This is a genomic window from Microvirga brassicacearum, assembly GCF_008757455.1.
Classification (GTDB): Bacteria; Pseudomonadota; Alphaproteobacteria; order Rhizobiales; family Beijerinckiaceae; genus Microvirga; species Microvirga brassicacearum.
In genome coordinates this window covers 13316-29824 of record NZ_VCMV01000018.1, presented here as the reverse complement: position 1 = coordinate 29824, position 16509 = coordinate 13316, and the positions used below count along the sequence as shown (strand labels likewise).

At 64.4% G+C, this 16509-nt stretch carries 14 protein-coding genes; 8 read left to right on the top strand and 6 right to left on the bottom strand.

Annotated features, from left to right (window positions below; genetic code table 11):
* The 4 genes from FEZ63_RS12880 to gmk all read left to right on the top strand — a co-directional run.
* A partial coding sequence (locus tag FEZ63_RS12880; RefSeq protein WP_275552345.1) for a beta-ketoacyl synthase N-terminal-like domain-containing protein occupies window positions 1-595 on the top strand: 595 nt, incomplete at its 5' end.
* Window positions 596-688: 93 nt separating this feature from the next.
* Complete coding sequence (gene mltG, locus FEZ63_RS12875; protein WP_150945037.1) at window positions 689-2032, top strand: endolytic transglycosylase MltG; 1344 nt, start codon at window positions 689-691, stop codon at window positions 2030-2032.
* 105 nt (window positions 2033-2137) lie between these two features.
* Window positions 2138-3025 (top strand): YicC/YloC family endoribonuclease, encoded by an 888-nt coding sequence (locus FEZ63_RS12870; protein WP_150945035.1) that lies wholly within the window; start codon window positions 2138-2140, stop codon window positions 3023-3025.
* 11 nt (window positions 3026-3036) lie between these two features.
* Window positions 3037-3678 (top strand): guanylate kinase, encoded by a 642-nt coding sequence (gene gmk / locus FEZ63_RS12865; protein ID WP_244622785.1) that lies wholly within the window; start codon window positions 3037-3039, stop codon window positions 3676-3678.
* Window positions 3679-3686: 8 nt separating this feature from the next.
* On the opposite strand, the gene rsmA is transcribed toward gmk, so the two are convergent.
* Genes rsmA through lptF form a run of 5 tightly spaced genes read right to left on the bottom strand, consistent with a single transcriptional unit; the run spans window position 3687 to window position 10387 of the window.
* Window positions 3687-4541 (bottom strand): 16S rRNA (adenine(1518)-N(6)/adenine(1519)-N(6))-dimethyltransferase RsmA, encoded by an 855-nt coding sequence (gene rsmA / locus FEZ63_RS12860; RefSeq protein WP_150945033.1) that lies wholly within the window; start codon window positions 4539-4541, stop codon window positions 3687-3689.
* Window positions 4538-5557 (bottom strand): 4-hydroxythreonine-4-phosphate dehydrogenase PdxA, encoded by a 1020-nt coding sequence (pdxA, locus tag FEZ63_RS12855; RefSeq protein WP_150945030.1) that lies wholly within the window; start codon window positions 5555-5557, stop codon window positions 4538-4540. Before pdxA ends, rsmA begins: the two co-directional genes overlap by 4 nt.
* Entirely contained in the window at window positions 5557-8103 is a 2547-nt protein-coding gene (locus tag FEZ63_RS12850; protein ID WP_150945028.1) for an LPS-assembly protein LptD, read from the bottom strand. Before FEZ63_RS12850 ends, pdxA begins: the two co-directional genes overlap by 1 nt.
* 35 nt (window positions 8104-8138) lie before the next feature.
* Window positions 8139-9224 (bottom strand): LPS export ABC transporter permease LptG, encoded by a 1086-nt coding sequence (gene lptG / locus FEZ63_RS12845; RefSeq protein WP_150945026.1) that lies wholly within the window; start codon window positions 9222-9224, stop codon window positions 8139-8141.
* 2 nt (window positions 9225-9226) lie between these two features.
* Window positions 9227-10387, bottom strand: a complete 1161-nt coding sequence (gene lptF, locus FEZ63_RS12840; RefSeq protein WP_150945024.1) for an LPS export ABC transporter permease LptF — start codon at window positions 10385-10387, stop codon at window positions 9227-9229.
* Window positions 10388-10576: 189 nt separating this feature from the next.
* On the opposite strand from lptF, the gene FEZ63_RS12835 reads away from it, so the two are divergent.
* From FEZ63_RS12835 to FEZ63_RS12820, 4 genes are all read left to right on the top strand, one after another.
* A complete protein-coding gene (locus tag FEZ63_RS12835) occupies window positions 10577-12067 on the top strand; it encodes a leucyl aminopeptidase (protein ID WP_150945021.1) in 1491 nt (496 codons plus the stop codon).
* 63 nt (window positions 12068-12130) lie between these two features.
* Window positions 12131-12583 (top strand): DNA polymerase III subunit chi, encoded by a 453-nt coding sequence (locus FEZ63_RS12830; RefSeq protein ID WP_150945019.1) that lies wholly within the window; start codon window positions 12131-12133, stop codon window positions 12581-12583.
* Between the two features lie 68 nt (window positions 12584-12651).
* The gene (locus tag FEZ63_RS12825) at window positions 12652-14202 is read left to right on the top strand and encodes a S10 family peptidase (protein WP_150945017.1); all 1551 of its coding nucleotides are present in this window, start codon (window positions 12652-12654) and stop codon (window positions 14200-14202) included.
* 6 nt (window positions 14203-14208) lie between these two features.
* A complete protein-coding gene (locus tag FEZ63_RS12820; RefSeq protein WP_150945015.1) occupies window positions 14209-14583 on the top strand; it encodes a hypothetical protein in 375 nt (124 codons plus the stop codon).
* Window positions 14584-14586: 3 nt separating this feature from the next.
* Here FEZ63_RS12820 and FEZ63_RS12815 read toward each other — a convergent pair whose 3' ends face one another.
* On the bottom strand, window positions 14587-16464 hold the full coding sequence (locus FEZ63_RS12815) for an ABC-F family ATP-binding cassette domain-containing protein (RefSeq protein WP_150945013.1): 1878 nt from the start codon (window positions 16462-16464) through the stop codon (window positions 14587-14589).
* Window positions 16465-16509 lie beyond the last annotated feature (45 nt).

Sequence of the window (16509 nt, the reverse complement as noted above, 5' to 3'; positions counted from 1 at the left end):
CACCCGAGCCTCCCGCCCCTACGATCAGGACCGCGACGGCTTCGTGATGGGCGAGGGCGCCGGCGTGGTGGTGCTCGAGGAATACGAACACGCCAAGGCCCGCGGCGCGAAGATCTATGCCGAGGTCATCGGCTACGGTTTGTCGGGCGATGCTTTCCACATCACGTCCCCGGCGGAGGATGGCGACGGCGCCTTCCGCTGCATGTCGGCTGCCATCAAGCGCGCGGGCATCTCCGCCTCAGAGATCGATTACGTCAACGCCCACGGGACTTCGACCCCGCTCGGCGACGAACTGGAGCTCAAGGCGGTCGAACGGGTGGTCGGCAATGCGGCCGGCAAGCTCACCATGTCGTCGACCAAATCGGCCATCGGCCATCTTCTCGGTGCGGCAGGCGCCGTCGAGGCGATCTTCTCGATACTCGCTATCCGGGACGGCATCGTTCCCCCGACCCTGAACCTCGACAACCCTTCGGTCGAAACGCCCATCGATCTCGTTCCGCACACGGCGAAGCGAAAGGACGTGAATGTTGCCCTCTCGAACTCGTTCGGATTTGGGGGCACCAACGCTTCGCTGGTATTCCGGCGTGTATCTTGAGGCAGACGGAGGCACGTTACGGCTTTTCGCCATAATCCCCCTTAGGGTGTTCAACAGACGGCAACGCCTTGCCGGCACAAGAAAAGCGCAGTGATGTTCGGCAGAAAAAAACACACCCTTCTCAACTCGCCCGAGATGCAGCAGGACGACCAGCAGCCGCGCCTTTCACCGCGCTCACCCAGCGAGGCGATCAAGCCCATGGCGGCGCCGCCTCCGCCCCCGCGCCTCCGCCGCAAGCGCGGAGGAATGCTGTCCGTCGCGAGCGGCCTGCTGACGCTTTTCGTCGCCATCGCGGTGGCGCTGGTGTTCGGGTTCAGCGTGCTGGAGCGCGAGGTGACCGCCAAGGGACCTCTGGCGGCCGACAAGGTCGTGGTCATCCCGCGCAATACGGGCACCAGTGAAATTGCCGATATCCTGGAGCGGGAGGGCGTCATCACCCAGCCGCTGCTGTTCGAGACGTACGCGCTCTTCAACCGCCGCCGCGGGCCTCTGAAGGCCGGCGAGTTCCAGTTCAAGGCCGGAGCCAGCATCGAATCGGCCATCGACACCCTGGTCGAGGGCAAGGCGATCCTGCATTCGCTGACGATCCCCGAGGGGCTGACGAGCGAGCAGATCCTGTCGCGCCTGTTCGAGAACGAGGTTCTCACCGGCGAGGTCGCCGAGACGCCCCGCGAGGGCACGGTGCTGCCCGATACCTACAAGTTCGAACGCGGCATGACCCGCCAGCAATTCATCAACGCGATGCAGGCAGCCCACCGGCAGACCCTCGCGCAGATCTGGCAGCGGCGGTCGCCGGAACTGCCGGTCAAGACGGCGCAGGAACTCGTGATCCTCGCCTCGATCGTCGAGAAGGAAACCGGCCGCGCCGATGAGCGCACCCGTGTTGCCGGCGTTTTCATCAACCGGCTCATGAAGCGCATGAAGCTGCAATCCGATCCCACCATCGTGTACGGCCTCGTCGGCGGCAAAGGCACCCTCGGTCGCGGGATCATGCGCAGCGAGATCGAGACGGCGACGCCTTACAACACCTATGTGATCGAGGGCCTGCCGCCCGGGCCGATCGCCAATCCCGGCCGCGCTGCCCTTGAAGCGGTCGCCAACCCGTCGCGCACCAAGGACCTGTATTTCGTCGCCGACGGCTCCGGCGGTCACGCTTTCGCGGAAACCTACGACCAGCACCAGCGCAACGTCGCGCGCTGGCGGCAGCTCGAAAAGACGAAGGCGGCCCCCGACCCGAATGCGGTCGACCGGATCGATCCGGAGGCCGACACCCGCACCCAGCTTTCGCCCGCGGGAACGCTGGCGCAGGACGCTCCGCTGCGCGGCGGGCGTCCCCGCGGCTTCGACGCCAGCGAGGGAACCGACAAGGACCCGCTCAAGAACAAGTCCTTCGACCTCACGACGCCAAAAAACGTTCCGGCTTTGAAGCAGCCCTGATCTCTGCTCCGTGGCCCTCGCAGGGACACGCCCCGCTGCTTGTGAGCGATCCAAGGGCGGATTATGGTCGCGCCCTCTTTTTTAAAACCATCCGAGGTTCTCCGCATGTCGATTGCGAGCATGACCGGTTTCGCCCGCGAAGCCGGTATTACCGGCCCTTACCAATGGGCCTGGGAAATCAAGACCGTGAACGGTCGCGGGCTCGAAGTTCGTGTGCGCACGCCTCCTGGTCTCGACGCGGTGGGCGAAGAGGCCCGCAGCCTCATCCTGAAGGCCCTGACGCGCGGGCAGGGGCAACTGAGCCTGGCCGTCAGCAAGACTTCGGCGGCGCCGAGGCTCCGCGTCAATACCGATGTTCTGAAGTCCTTGCTGGAGGCCGTCGGGACGCTCGAATTGCCCTCCACGGTGCAGCCCGCCTCCCTCGACGGGTTGCTGTCGATCCGCGGCGTGGTGGAGTTGGACGAGGGTACCATCGAGCCTGCGCAGGACGCCGAACTGGCGCCGGCCCTCAAGGCTGCCGTTACCGCGCTGATTGCCGCCCTGAAGGACGCGCGCTCGCGCGAAGGCCAGGCGCTGGCGGCGGTCCTGCGGCAGCAACTGGGCCTCGTTTCTTCGCTGGTCGAGGACGCGGAAGCCTCGCCTGCGCGCCAGCCCGAGGCGATCCGCACGCGCCTTGAGGCGCAGATCGCGCAGCTATTCGACGGGAAGGCGGCGCTCGATCCGGATCGGCTTCATCAGGAGGCGGTGCTGATAGCGGCACGCGCCGATATCCGCGAGGAGCTCGACCGCCTGCGGGCGCATGTGGACTCGGCACGGAGCCTGCTCGATGAAGGCGGGCCGATCGGGCGGAGGCTCGATTTTCTGGCGCAGGAATTCGGCCGCGAGGCCAATACCCTGTGCGCAAAGGCCAACGACGTCTCCCTGTCGCGGATCGGGCTTGAACTGAAAGCGGTTATCGAGCAATTCCGCGAACAGGTTCAAAACGTCGAGTGATGGAGTCGAAAATGATGCCCCTGAAGCGGCGTGGTCTGCTCCTGATCCTGTCCTCGCCGTCGGGCGCGGGCAAATCCACCCTGACGCGCAATCTGGTGCGGGAGGATCGCGGGATCCGCCTGTCGATCTCGGTCACGACACGCCACAAGCGCCCGTCCGAGATCAATGGCGTGCATTACAACTTCACCGACAGCGTCACGGATTTCGAGGATATGCGGGATCGCGGCGATCTGCTCGAATGGGCGCAGGTCCACGGCAATTATTACGGCACGCCGCGCAAACCGGTCGAACAGGCGCTTGCACGCGGCGAAGACGTGATGTTCGACATCGATTGGCAAGGCACGAAGCAGATCGTCGAGAAGATGCGCGCCGACGTGGTCAGCGTCTTCATACTTCCCCCGTCGATGGAGGAACTGAAGGCACGGCTCGAACGCCGCGCGGAGGACGTCCCCGAGGTCATCGCCCGGCGCCTGCGGAATGCCCGCGAGGAAATCGCCCAGTGGGAATCCTACGATTACGTGCTCGTCAATGACGACCTCGACCGCACCTTCGGCGATCTCAAATCCATTCTGGCCGCGGAGCGTCTCAAGCGGGAGCGCCAGATCGACATGGGAGGCTTCGTCGACACGCTTCTCGCGGCAGCGGTTGAGTAGAGCTTGAGTTAGCCGCCGCGACTGCGGTCCCACGCATTGGCCAAGGCCACAAAGCCTTCGACCGGCACCTCCTCGGCGCGGCTCGTTTCGAGCAATCCCGCTTCGGCAAGGATGGCGGCCGGCTGCGGCGCAATCGATTTCAGGCTCTGGCGCAGCATTTTGCGCCGCTGCCCAAACGCTGCCCGCGTGACCGCTTCCAGCGCCTTGAGCCGGCAGGGAAGAGGCTGTTCACGCGGCGTCAGCTGTACGACGCTCGACATGATTTTCGGCGGCGGTACGAAGGCGGAGGGCGGCACGTCGAACAGAATGCGCGCCTCCGTCCGCCAGCCGCAGAGCACGCCGAGGCGGCCGTAATCCTTGGGCTCGCTTTCGTCCGCCACGATGCGCTCCGCCACCTCGCGCTGGAACATCAGTGTCAGCGATTGCCACCAGGGCGGCCAGGCGTCGGTTGCGAGCCAGCCGGTGAGCAGGGCGGTTCCGACGTTGTAGGGCAGATTGGAAATGATGCGGACCGGGTCGCTTCCCGCAAGCGAACGCGGATCGAATTCCAGCGCATCTGCTTCCACCACCTCGAGCCGGCCGGGATAATGGGCGGCGATTTCAGCAAGAGCCGGCAGGCAGCGCGGGTCCCGTTCGATCGCGATGACCTTCCGGGCGCCGGCTGCCAGTATGGCGCGCGTCAATCCGCCGGGGCCCGGCCCGACCTCGATGACGGTCGAATCCTCGAGCGGTCCGGCCGAGCGGGCGATGCGGCTCGTGAGGTTGAGGTCGAAGAGGAAGTTCTGGCCGAGCGACTTCTTGGCGAGGAGGCCATGATTCCGCACCACGTCGCGCAAGGGCGGAAGATCGTCGATCTGGCTCATGCGATGGGTCGGCGGGTCAGGCGCGCCGCGAGCTTCATCGCGGCGACCAGGCTGTCGGGATGCGCCACACCTTTGCCGGCGATGTCGAAGGCGGTGCCGTGATCGGGAGAGGTCCGCACGAAGGGCAGGCCGAGAGTGACATTCACGGCCTCGTCGAATGCCAGCGTCTTGATCGGGATCAGGGCCTGATCGTGATACATGGCGAGGGCCGCGTCGTATTGCCTGCGCGCCCGCGCGTGGAACATGGTGTCGGCGGGAAGCGGCCCGACGGCGTTGATCCCTGCCGCGCGCAGCATATGAATTGCGGGCAGGATGAGGTCGCCGTCCTCCGTGCCCATGGCGCCGTTCTCACCCGCGTGCGGGTTCAATCCCGCGACAGCCAATCGCGGATGGGCGACGCCGAACCGTTCCGTCAGCTCCCGGGCGACGATGCGGCCGGTGCGGACGATGAGATCCGTGGTCAGGGATGACGCGACGGCGGTGAGCGGGATGTGAACCGTCACCGGCACCACCGCGAGATCCTTGCTCCACAGCATCATGACCGGGTGAGCAGGATGGCCCGCGACGGGGCCGCTGAGTGTCGCCAGAAATTCCGTATGGCCCGGATGGGCAAAACCGGCCTCGTAGAGCACATGCTTCGAGATCGGGTTGGTCACGAGGGCGTCGGCGTGCCCATCGACCACGAGCCGGACCGCTCTCTCGATCGATTCGATGACGGATGCCGCATACGACGAGTCGGGTTTGCCGGGCTCGGCGGTCACGGAGTGGGAGAGGGGGATGACCGGCAGGGCCTTTCCGAAGGCCGCTGCGGCTTCGTCCACCGCGACGACCTTCATGGGAACGTTCCAGCCGAACGACCGGGCGATGCCGGCCAGATAGGCGGGGTCGGTGAGCACGGCGAAAGGCGGGATGCCGAGATCGAGCCGCTGCATCCAGGCTTTCAGGGTCAGTTCCGGCCCGATGCCGGCCGGGTCACCCTGGGTCAGGAGAAGCAGCGGAGCGTGCCTCTCGCGCATCACTGAGCGGCAACGCCTTCCGACGCGGAAGCGCTATCGCCGATGTTCTGGTTGATGCCGACTTCGCCGAGCGTGCGGAGTTCGAGACGGAGCATGACCGTCTGGTTCCGGTCCTTCTCGCCGGACGTCACGGCGATATCCCGGGGAGAGACCGAATAGCTGACCGAGAAGGTCGTGCATTCGTCGATATAGCCGAGGCCGACGCTCATGCCCGTGACATAGGCCTTGTTCGTGCCGGCGTAGACCGCAGTGTTCGGATTGGCGGCGTATTGGACGGCGTAGGTTTCGCGGGCGAGCAGGTAGCGGTCGAGATCGAGTAGCACCGATCCTGAAATGTACCAGTTGGGCGTCACGTTCCAGCGCGCGGAGGCTGCCAGGCCTTCGCGGCGGCGGCTGAAGCCGATCTCGGGCTGGGCGGCATAGCGGGCATAGGTCAACGAGGTGCTGACCGGCAGGTACGGGTTGAAGTTCATCGTCACGCCGGTCTCAAGCCGGTTCAGGCCAAAGTGATTTTGGTCGAACCGCCCGCGGGTCACGAAGGAGAAATTGGAGTTCGGAGAAATCTGGAAACGACCCACATAATCCGAGCTGCCGGAATCGAGGCCGGAATCGAGGCCCGTATTGACCAGATCCGGCTGGGAGAACGAGTTGCGGCCGGCGACCTGATAGGACTGGCCGAACAACAGGTTGGCGTAGAAATCATCCGCGCCGGTGATCGTGTATTGCACGCCCACATTGGCGCGAACGCCGCCTTCGGAGCGATCGTAGCCGCTGAACTTGTCCCAATCGAAGAGCGAGGTGTCCTCGAAGACGAGGCTCTGCGCATCCTCGTTCGGAACCTTGCCGATCAGCGTCTCGTTGGGACGCGCGATGATCTGCGCGATGGGCTCGATCGTCTGCGTGCCGGACGTCCCGAGCGCGCCCACGAAGGGGAAGCGGTATTCCAGTCCGACGGCCGGCATGCCGCGGAAATCGACTTCGTCATTGCCGTTGATGAAGTTCGTCAGCTCGTTGTTCTGATAGCCGGTCAGATCGGGTGACACCGCGTAGATATCGCCCTTCAGGTAGGCGAACGGCGTCCAGACCTGTCCGACCGGGTCGATGAACTCGCGCCGCCACGAAACATTCACGGAGGCGCGGGAGGTGTTGCCGCTCATGCCGCGAACCAGGCATTCGCCGGGCTCGAACACCGAGCAGGTCTCGTACAATCCGAACAGGGACGTGGTCCGGATCGGAATCTGCTCGTATTGCGCGGCCTGCCGCGAGAGGCTCGTGACGTTCACGTCGATCGACAATTCGCCGCCGATTCCGGCCGGCGTGATGCGCTTGTTGTAGTCCAGCACCGGGTGCACGACGGGCTGCTGCTTCTGCCAGTCGGTCGTGGACAGGCCCTGGAAGTAATAGCCGCGGACATCGAAGAACGACCGGTCGCCCTGACCCTGCAGGTAGAGCGTCGAGATCGATTCCTTGATGTAGATCGAGCTCAGGCTTTCGCTCTTGATGCGGTAATTCTGCAGGAACCACTTGTCCGACAGGAGCGCCACGTCCCAACCCCATTTCCACCGCTCGTTGATGTGGAAAAGGCCGGTCGATTCGAGCGAGCCGCGATGATCGCGGTCGCCTGCGCCGTAAGGCGATTTGAGAAATGCGCTGCTGTCGTGCTGGATGATGCCGGCGGCACGGACGTTATAGGCGCCGGTCTCGAGGCGATGCCGCCATTCGACCTCGCCCAGAACGCCCTGGCGGCTCAGGATGGTCGGGTTGATGGTCAGGTCGTAATTCGGTGCGAGGGCCCAGAAGAACGGGATCGAGGCGCCGGCACCGAGCGAGCTGGAAATCACATAATTGGGCGCAAGAAAGCCCGTCTTGCGTTTGACCGTCGGATCGGGAGTCCAGAAATAGGGCAGGTACGCGACAGGGACCCCGAAGACTTCCATCGTGGCGTCTTCGTAATAGATCGTCTGCTCGCTGTTGTTGTGGATAATCCTGGCGGCCTTGACCTGCCACAGGGGGGGCTTTTCCGGCTGATCCTTGCACGGCTCGCAGGCGGTGTAGGTGCCACGTTCGAAAACCGTTGTTTCACCGGCGGAACGCTCGGCCCGGGGCGCCGAGAATCGGGTGGTGACGCTACGGCCGTTGTCGATCGAGGTCTGCACGAGCCGCAACGAATCGATGAAGCCGCTCTTGAAATCGTCGGTGAGCTCGAATCGGTCGGCGTTCAGCACCGCGCCTTTTTCGTCCGTGAGCTTGGCGTTGCCCTGGGCATAGACCCGACCGGTATTCCGGTCATAGGTCACCCGGTCGGCCTGGAGGGTGCGGCCCTGATAATTGAGCTGCACGTCGCCTGAGGCCGCGATGGTGTTCTTGTCGTTGTCGTAGATGATTTCCTTGGCGTCGACGAGGAGCCGATCCTCGCCGGTCGCGGGCTTGGCCTGCGCACTGAGCGCCTGGTTAAGGCCTTGGGACAGAACGGGATTCGACCCGACGGCGCAGAAAAGCGCCATCGCGACCGCAGACGATGCGATCGTTGTCCTGAGCCGTTCCATTCCTACTCCTTGCGAAGCCTTCACCACGAGGCGCATCAGCCGTCCTCTTGGTACAACAAGGCAAGTATTCCCAACAAGCTTCCGACGATTGCCGGAAGCCACGCAGCGACTGCCGAGCTGATGATCCCGGAGGCGCCAAGCTCCGCCATAAGCTCAGTGGCGACATAAAGCATGAAGCCGGCAGCCACGCCACCCAGAACCATCATGGCCACGCCGCCAAATCGAAAGAATCTTAATGAAACGGAAGCGGCCACCAGGACCATCGCGACGAACAGCAAGGGGCGGGCGAGGAGCACGTCGTAATGCAACCGATAGGCGTTCGCGTTGAGGTCGGCTTTCTGCAATTGTTCGATGGTCTGCTTCAGGTTCCAGAACGGCACGGCGTCAGGCTCGATAAAGCTCTGTCGGACCTGGGACGGCTCCAGATTCGACGCGATCACATATTGGTCGAACGCCTGCGGGGGCTCGGTTCCGGTGAGAATGCGGGCTTTCTTGAGCGACCAGAAACCCTGGTGGAGGGTCGCCTCCCGGGCTTCGATTCGCTGGGTGAACGTGCCCGAACTGGTAAACGTGTAGACCGTCACGCCGGTGATCGTCGTCGTGTCGTTGACGGCTCCGTCGGCGCGGAAAATGGCTTGCCCATCGAGGCTTCGCTGCCTGAGCCAGATTGGCTTCCCGCTCGTTTGGAGAGTGCGCGAAAAGATCCGGGTTTCGAGCTCCGCCGCCCGCTGCTTGAGCATCGCCGAAACCGGGTTGTAGATCGTCACCGATGCGATCCCGATGACCAGCGCAACGAGCAATCCGGGTTGCAGGAACTGCCACGCCGAGACGCCGGCCGCCCGGGCAATTACCAGTTCGAGCTTCCGGCTCAGCTGGAGCAGCGCCGCCATGCTGCCGAAAAGCACGGCGAAGGGCATGACCTGCTCGGCGATCACGGGAGTGCGGAACAGCGCCAATTGGGCCATCAGCCCCGCGCTGGCGTTCTCCGCATCGCCGGCGCGGCGCATCAGCTCGACGAAATCGAGGGTGTAGACGAGGGAGAAAACGGTGGCGAAGACGAGAAAGATCGTCTTCAGGAATTGCCGCGAGAAATACCCGCCGAGGGTCGCGCCGATGAGCATCGTCAGGCCTTTTGCACTCTAGTGCCGCGGGAGGGCAAAATGGCCCGGCCCCAAGCCCCGATTCGCGCCCGCGCTTTCCGGATGCCCGCTCCCTGGAGGATCAGCATCAACGAAATGACGATGGCAAGCAGGGGCGCGCCGTAGACGCCGATGATGGCCCAGGGCGTGCGGACCACTGCGCTTGACGCAGCGAAACCCGCAACGCGAAGGATCACCACCGCCACGACCGCAGCCGCGATCGCAACGCCGCGTCCCTGACGGGTCGTGCGCGCATCGCCGAGCGCCGCGAAGGCGATCGCCATCATGGCCAGCGGATAGAGCCAGGATGAGAGCCGATCATGGAGCTCGGCGCGGAAGCGACCTTCCTGGAACTGGTAGAAGAATTCCTTCTTGTCAGGAAAGAGAAGCTGGGTCGTCCCGCGCTCGCGCGGCTTGTAGACGACGTCGCCGCCCTCCTGATTGAACGCCGACAGATCGACCGCATAGCGCTCGAACGCAACGATGGAGCTGTCGCGGCTATCCGGCTCCTTGCGCTGGACGCTACCCTGTTCGAGCACCAGATAGGCTTGACCGTTCGATTCGACGGTTTGCCCGCGCTCAGCCAGATAAACCACGACTTTTTTCTTATCCCGTTGATCTTCCATGAAGATTCCAAGGAGGGCATCGCCGGAGCGCTCGCGGTAATGGAACGTGATGCCGTTATCCAGCGTGATGAACTGGCCTTCCTTCGCCATGGTGGCGACGAAGTCCGCCCGGATCTTGGTGACCAGGTTACGAAGCTCCTGAAAGCTCGCCGGCATGATGTAGATGGTGATCATGCCGACGATGACGCACACGAAGGCGCCGAGCGCCAGGAAGGGCCGCATGAGCCGCTGCGGCGGCATGCCGGCGGCGCTCATCACGATCAGCTCGGAATCCCCGTTGAGCTTGTTCAGTGCATAAAGAGTGGCGAGGAAAAGCGCGACCGGCGAAATGACGTTGATCAGCGCCGGCAGTGAGAGGCCGGTCACGGTCAGGAAGATGAAGATCGTCTGGCCCTTGCCCGTCAGAAGATCGAGTTCCCGCAACGCCTGCGTGATCCAGATCACCGCCGTCAGGGCGATCAGGCACGCGGCGAAGGCCGTGAACGAGATCTTCAGGATATAGCGCTCGAGCAGTGTCATGCGGACCTCGGTACTCCGTCACATGTTCCCAGGCAAGATGACCACCGCCTCCTCACCCGAAGGCCGCGCTCTCAAGAGCTTGCGATTGCGCCGCTTTCACGGCAAAGCCTTAGGTGATCCCCTCGGGGAATTACTGTATGTCCGATAAGTCGCAGCCGGGGGCACCGGCCCAACAGGCAAGAGGATCTTATGGCCGACACCTTAAAAATCGAGTTTCGCGCCTTCGAGGCGGCGGACGGTGGCGATCTTGTGATTTTCGTCGGCGAGAACCTGAAACCCGGTCCGGCGGTCGCGAAGCGGCTCGGGACGGCGGCCAATGGCCTGATCGCAAAGGCGGCAGCGGCGGAAAAATTCAAGGGCAAGGCCAAGTCGGCGATGACGATCGTGGCGCCCGCAAGCGTCCCCGTCGATCGGATCGTGCTGGTGGGCCTCGGTGGAGACAAGGATCTCGCCAAAACCGACTACGCCCAGCTGGGTGGTGTCGTCGCCGGCAAGGTGGCGGCGAGAACCGCCACTGTCGTGGTGGATCTTCCCGGCCTCGAGCCGACGCCGAAAAACGTCGCCGATATGGCGCTCGGCGCACGTCTGCGAGGCTACAGCTTCGACCGCTATAAGACAAAGAAGGACGACAACGCGGTGGACGGTGCCACCACGCTGCTGTTCCAGGTCGCCGATCCTGCCGCCGCGAAGAAAGCCCACAAGGCGCTGGACGGCGTCGCCACCGGCGTCATCATCGCGCGCGACCTCGTCAACGAGCCGCCGAACGTTCTCGGCCCGAAGGAATTCGCCGCGCGCGCCGAGGCTCTGAGCAAACTTGGAGTCGAGGTTGAGATTCTGAACGAGAAGGCGCTGGAAAAGCTCGGCCTGCGCGCACTCCTCGCGGTTGGGCAGGGCTCCGAGCGGGAAAGCCGCGTCGCCATCATGCGCTGGAACGGCGGCAAGACTTCCGATCAGCCGATCGCCTTCGTGGGCAAGGGCGTGGTGTTCGATTCAGGCGGCATCTCGATCAAGCCCGGCGGCGGCATGGAAGACATGAAAGGCGACATGGCGGGCGCCGCCTGCGTGGTGGGCCTCATGCACGCGCTGGCCAGCCGCAAGGCCAAGGCGAACGTCATCGGGGCGATCGGCCTCGTCGAGAACATGCCGGACGGGAATGCGCAGCGGCCCGGCGACATCGTCACGACCATGTCGGGCCAGACCATCGAAATCATCAACACCGACGCGGAAGGCCGGCTCGTTCTGGCCGACGTGCTCTGGTACGTTCAGGACCGCTTCAAGCCGAAATTCATCGTCAACCTCGCGACCCTGACGGGCGCGATTCTCGTGGCGCTGGCGCAGGAATATGCCGGTCTGTTCTCGAACAACGATGAATTGGCGGAACGTCTCTCCGTTGCCGGCAACGAGACCGGGGAGCGGGTCTGGCGGATGCCGCTGGGGCCGGAATTCGACAAGATGATCGAGTCGAAATTTGCCGACATGAAGAACTCGGCGGGCCGCCTCGGCGGTTCGAGTACGGCGGCCGCTCTGCTTCAGCGCTTCGTCAACGATGTGCCGTGGGCGCATCTCGATATCGCCGGCACGGCGATGGGTTCGCCGCAAAGCGAAATCAACAAGGGCTGGGCATCCGGCTGGGGCGTCCGGCTGCTCGATCGTCTCGTTCACGACCATTACGAGCGGTGACGCGGTTCGTGGCAAAGGATTGCGGAACGAGCAACGCGATGGGGTCCGGTCGGACAGGTGCCGATGCCTGACATCCTGTTTTACCATCTGCAGCGCCAGCCGCTCGAGGCGGTTCTGCCGACGCTCCTGCAGAAGACGCGCGAGCGCGGCTGGCGCGCCGTCGTGCAGGCGACGAGCGACGAACGGCTGACGGCGCTCGACGATCACCTGTGGACCTTTGCCGACGACAGTTTCCTGGCCCACGGCACCGACCGCGAGCCGCACGGGGCCGAGCAGCCGATCCTGCTCACGCTCTCGGCTGATAACCCGAACGGCGCCGCCATCCGCTTCCTGGTGGAAGGTGCCGATTTGCCAGCGGACATGGACGCTTACGAGCGCATCGTCATCCTGTTCGACGGCGAGGACGACCGGGCGCTCGCCATGGCCCGCGACCAGTGGCGTACTGTAAAGGAAAGCGGTCGGGAGGCCACCTATTGGCAGCAGGACGAACGCGGCCGGTGGGAGCGCAAGGCGTGAGACACGCACTCTTTTCGGAACGTATTCGACTTGCGTTCCATTTGCAGCAGGCCATGAGGATCATCCCGATGACTTCGCCCGCTCGTTTGAAGCTGCTCGTAGCCCTGTTCCTCGCCATCGCGCCTCCAACGCTCGCGCAGGACGATCAGCGTGCCCAGCAGCCGGCCGAGCGGCAGGAAGCACGCCGCCCGCGCGCGGACACCGAGACGCGGCTGCCCCCAGAATCAGTGACCCGTCACACGATCGAGTTGCCGGGCCGCACCATCAAACTGACGGCGACGGCGGGCAGCCTGACGCTTACCAATCCCGAGGGCGTGCCGCAGGCCGAATATGCCTTTGTGGCCTATCTCCGCGATGACGAGGATCTGGCGAACCGGCCGGTGACCTTTGCCGTCAATGGCGGCCCAGGAGCGTCCTCGGCTTACCTGAACCTCCTCGCAATGGGGCCTTGGCGGCTCTCGCTCGACGGATCGAGCATCAGCCCTTCGAAGCCAGCCGTTGTGGCACCCAACGCCGAGACCTGGCTCGATTTCACCGATCTGGTCTTCATCGACCCGCCGGGCACCGGGTATAGCCGCGTCCTCGGCGGCGATCAGGTTCGCGAACGCTTCTATTCCATTCAGGGCGACATCGACGGGCTTTCAGCCTTCATCGTCCGGTGGCTGAAGGAAAAGAACCGCCTCCGTTCGCCGAAATTCTTCGCCGGCGAAAGTTATGGCGGCTTTCGCGGTCCGCTCGTGGCCGAAAAGCTTCAGAGCGATCTTGGCGTCGGGTTGAGTGGTCTGGTGCTCGTCTCCCCGGTGCTCGATTTCGACTGGATCGAGCAACCGACGCATGCTCCCTGGGTCGATGCGGCGCGGCTGCCTTCGATGGCGGCGGCGGCGCTCGCACAGCGCGGTCCGGTCTCGCGGGTGGCCCTGGAAGAGGCGGAGCGTTACGCATCCGGCGAGTATCTGGTCGATCTCATGCGCGGCGTGGTCGACAAGGCCGCGGTCGATCGGATTGCCAAACGGACGAGCGAACTGACCGGCCTCGATCCGGCTTTGACCCAGCGTCTCGCGGGCCGGATCGACACGCGCACCTTCCAGCGCGAATTGCGCCGGAGCTCGGCCCGGATCGTGAGCGCCTACGACACCGATGTGTCGAGTGCCGACCCCAACCCCCACGCGGAATCATCCCGCTTCGAGGACCCGGTGCTGGGCGCGATGACGGCGCCGCTGACCAGCGCGATGATCGACCACTTGAGTCGAATGCTCAATTACAAGCCCGAGGGCCGCTACGAACTTCTCAACGGGGCGGTCAGCCGCGCGTGGAAATGGGAAAGCGGTCGCGACACGCCGGAGAACGTCGCGGAACTGAGGCAGACGCTGGCGCTAGACGGCAAGATGCGGGTCCTCGTCACGCACGGTTTCACCGATCTCGTGACGCCTTATTTCGCGACGCAGCTTCTCCTCAACCAGCTTCCCGATTTCGGACCGGAAAGGCGCGTGGCGCTCAAGGTTTACGATGGCGGGCACATGTTCTATTCGCGGGATGCGTCGCGTCGGGCTTTCCGGGACGACGTCAGGCAGCTTTTCGACGAAGCCTTGAAGACGCGCGCCATCACCAACGGGAACTGAGTCCAGATGCACTTGAAGCACGTCTCCACAATCGCCTTCGCGACGTTCGGCATGGCCGCCTGCGGCAGCACCGGATCGCAGCCCCCGGTGGCGGCGGCCGCATACACGCCGCCCGCGGTCTCGATGCCGGCAGGCTCCGCGGATTTCGGCCCCGTCCTCGGACCGGACGGCCGATGCACCGGTAGCGCTGCGGGGACGGCAACCGCCATCGAGCCCGGAATTGGCGAATGCGATCTGGTGCGGCTCAAGGGCAAGACGCCGACCGATGTGCTGGTGGGCGAGGGCAAAGGAACCCGCGAAGTGCAGGTGCTCTATTCGGAGCCCGGCGGACGGGAATTGTATCTGTTCGTCAACAATCGCCTCGACCGCGTGGTGAAGTAGGGCTCAGGCGCTGGCGGCTTCGATCTCGCCGCTGATCGTGAGCCATTCCTCTTCGGTGGAAGCGAGCGTGCCCGCCGCCTCGGCGCGCATTTTCGAGAGCTCGGTGGCCTTCGCGGGATCTTTCAGGAAGGCGCTGCCGTCGGCAAGCGCCGCATCCACTTTGGCGATGATGTCCGTGAGCTTTGCCATCCGCGCTTCGAGGAGGTCGAGTTTCTTGCGCAAGGGCGCCAACGCCACCCGCCGCTCCGCCGCCGCCCGTCGCTCGTCGACCCGCGAGGACGCGGCGGCATCGGTTTTCTCGCTTGGCTTTTGCGGATCGAGATCGCCCGAGAGGACGAGTTGCCGGTAATCGTCCATGTCGCCCTCGAAGGGCTTCACGGTGCCGCTGCCGACGATCCACAGCCGGTCCGCGCAAGCCTCGATGAGGAAGCGGTCGTGGCTGACGAGGATGACGGCGCCCTCGTAATCGTTGATCGCTTCCATCAGCGCCGTGCGGCTGTCGATATCGAGGTGGTTCGTCGGTTCGTCGAGGATCAGCAGGTTCGGGCCGTTGAATGCCGCAAGCCCCATCAGGAGCCGCGCCTTTTCGCCGCCCGACAGATTGGAAACCGGCGTTTCGGATTTCGATCCGCCGAACCCGAAGCGGGCCGCGCGCGCCCGCGCCTTCGCGACCGGAACGTCCGGCATCCTTGCCGCCACATGGTCGTAGGCGGTGGCGTTGGGGTTGAGTTCGTCCACCTGATGCTGGGCAAAATAGGCGACGTCCATCTTAGGCGGGTGCCGGACCTCGCCCTTGAGCGGCGCCAGACGGCCGCCGATGAGCTTGCAGAACGTCGATTTGCCGTTGCCGTTGGCGCCCAGCAGGGCGATGCGGTCGTCGGGCTGGATGGTCAGATTGAGGCGGTCGAGAATGACGCGCTCGCCATAACCGACAGCGACGCTCTCGACCGCGATCAGCGGCGGCGCCAGCATCCGCTCCGGACTCGGCAGATCGAAGGGCAGCACGTCGTCCTCGACGATGGTCGAGATCGGATCGAGCTTGGCAAGGCGCTTGACGCGCGATTGCGCCTGCCGGGCCTTGGAGGCCTTGGCCTTGAAGCGGTCGACGAAGGCCTGCAGGTGCTTGCGCTCTGCATCCTGCTTGACCTTCGCCTTCGCGGTGAGTTCGCGCTTTTCGGCGAATTGCCGGGCAAACGAGGTGTAGCCGCCGCGATAGATCGACAGCTTGGCCTGGTCGAGATGGAGGATGTGGCTGACGCTGGTATCGAGCAGTTCGCGATCGTGGCTGATCACCAGCACCGTATGCGGGTAGCGCCCGAGATAATCGTAGAGCCAGAGGGTGCCTTCCAGATCGAGATAGTTCGTGGGCTCGTCGAGGAGGAGCAGATCCGGTTCCGAGAACAGGATCGCGGCAAGTGCCACGCGCATGCGCCAGCCGCCCGAAAAGGAAGAGCAGGGCCGGTTCTGCGCCTCGGAATCGAAGCCGAGACCATGCAGGATGGTGGCGGCGCGCGCCGGAGCCGAATAGGCGCCGATATCGGTGAGCCGGGTCTCGATCTCGGCGCGGCGAAATCCTTCGGCCGTCTCGGCCTCCGTGAGAAGGGCGGTGCGTTCCTTGTCGGCCGCCAGCACCACCTCGATCAGGCTTTCGGGCCCGCCGGGCGCCTCCTGCGCCACCGCGCCGATTCGTAGGCCGCGGGGAAGTGTGACTTCGCCGCTCTCAGGCGATAGTTCGCCCTGGATGATGCGGAACAGGGTGGTCTTGCCGGCCCCGTTGCGGCCCACGAGTCCGACTTTGCTGCCGCTCGGCAGAGCAAACGACGCGCGATCGAAAAGAACGCGGTCGCCGATGCGATAGGTAAGGTCGTTTGCGTGCAACATGGGGCCTTTTGACAAGGGAAGCGGCCTCTGGCAAGGCGTAGCCAG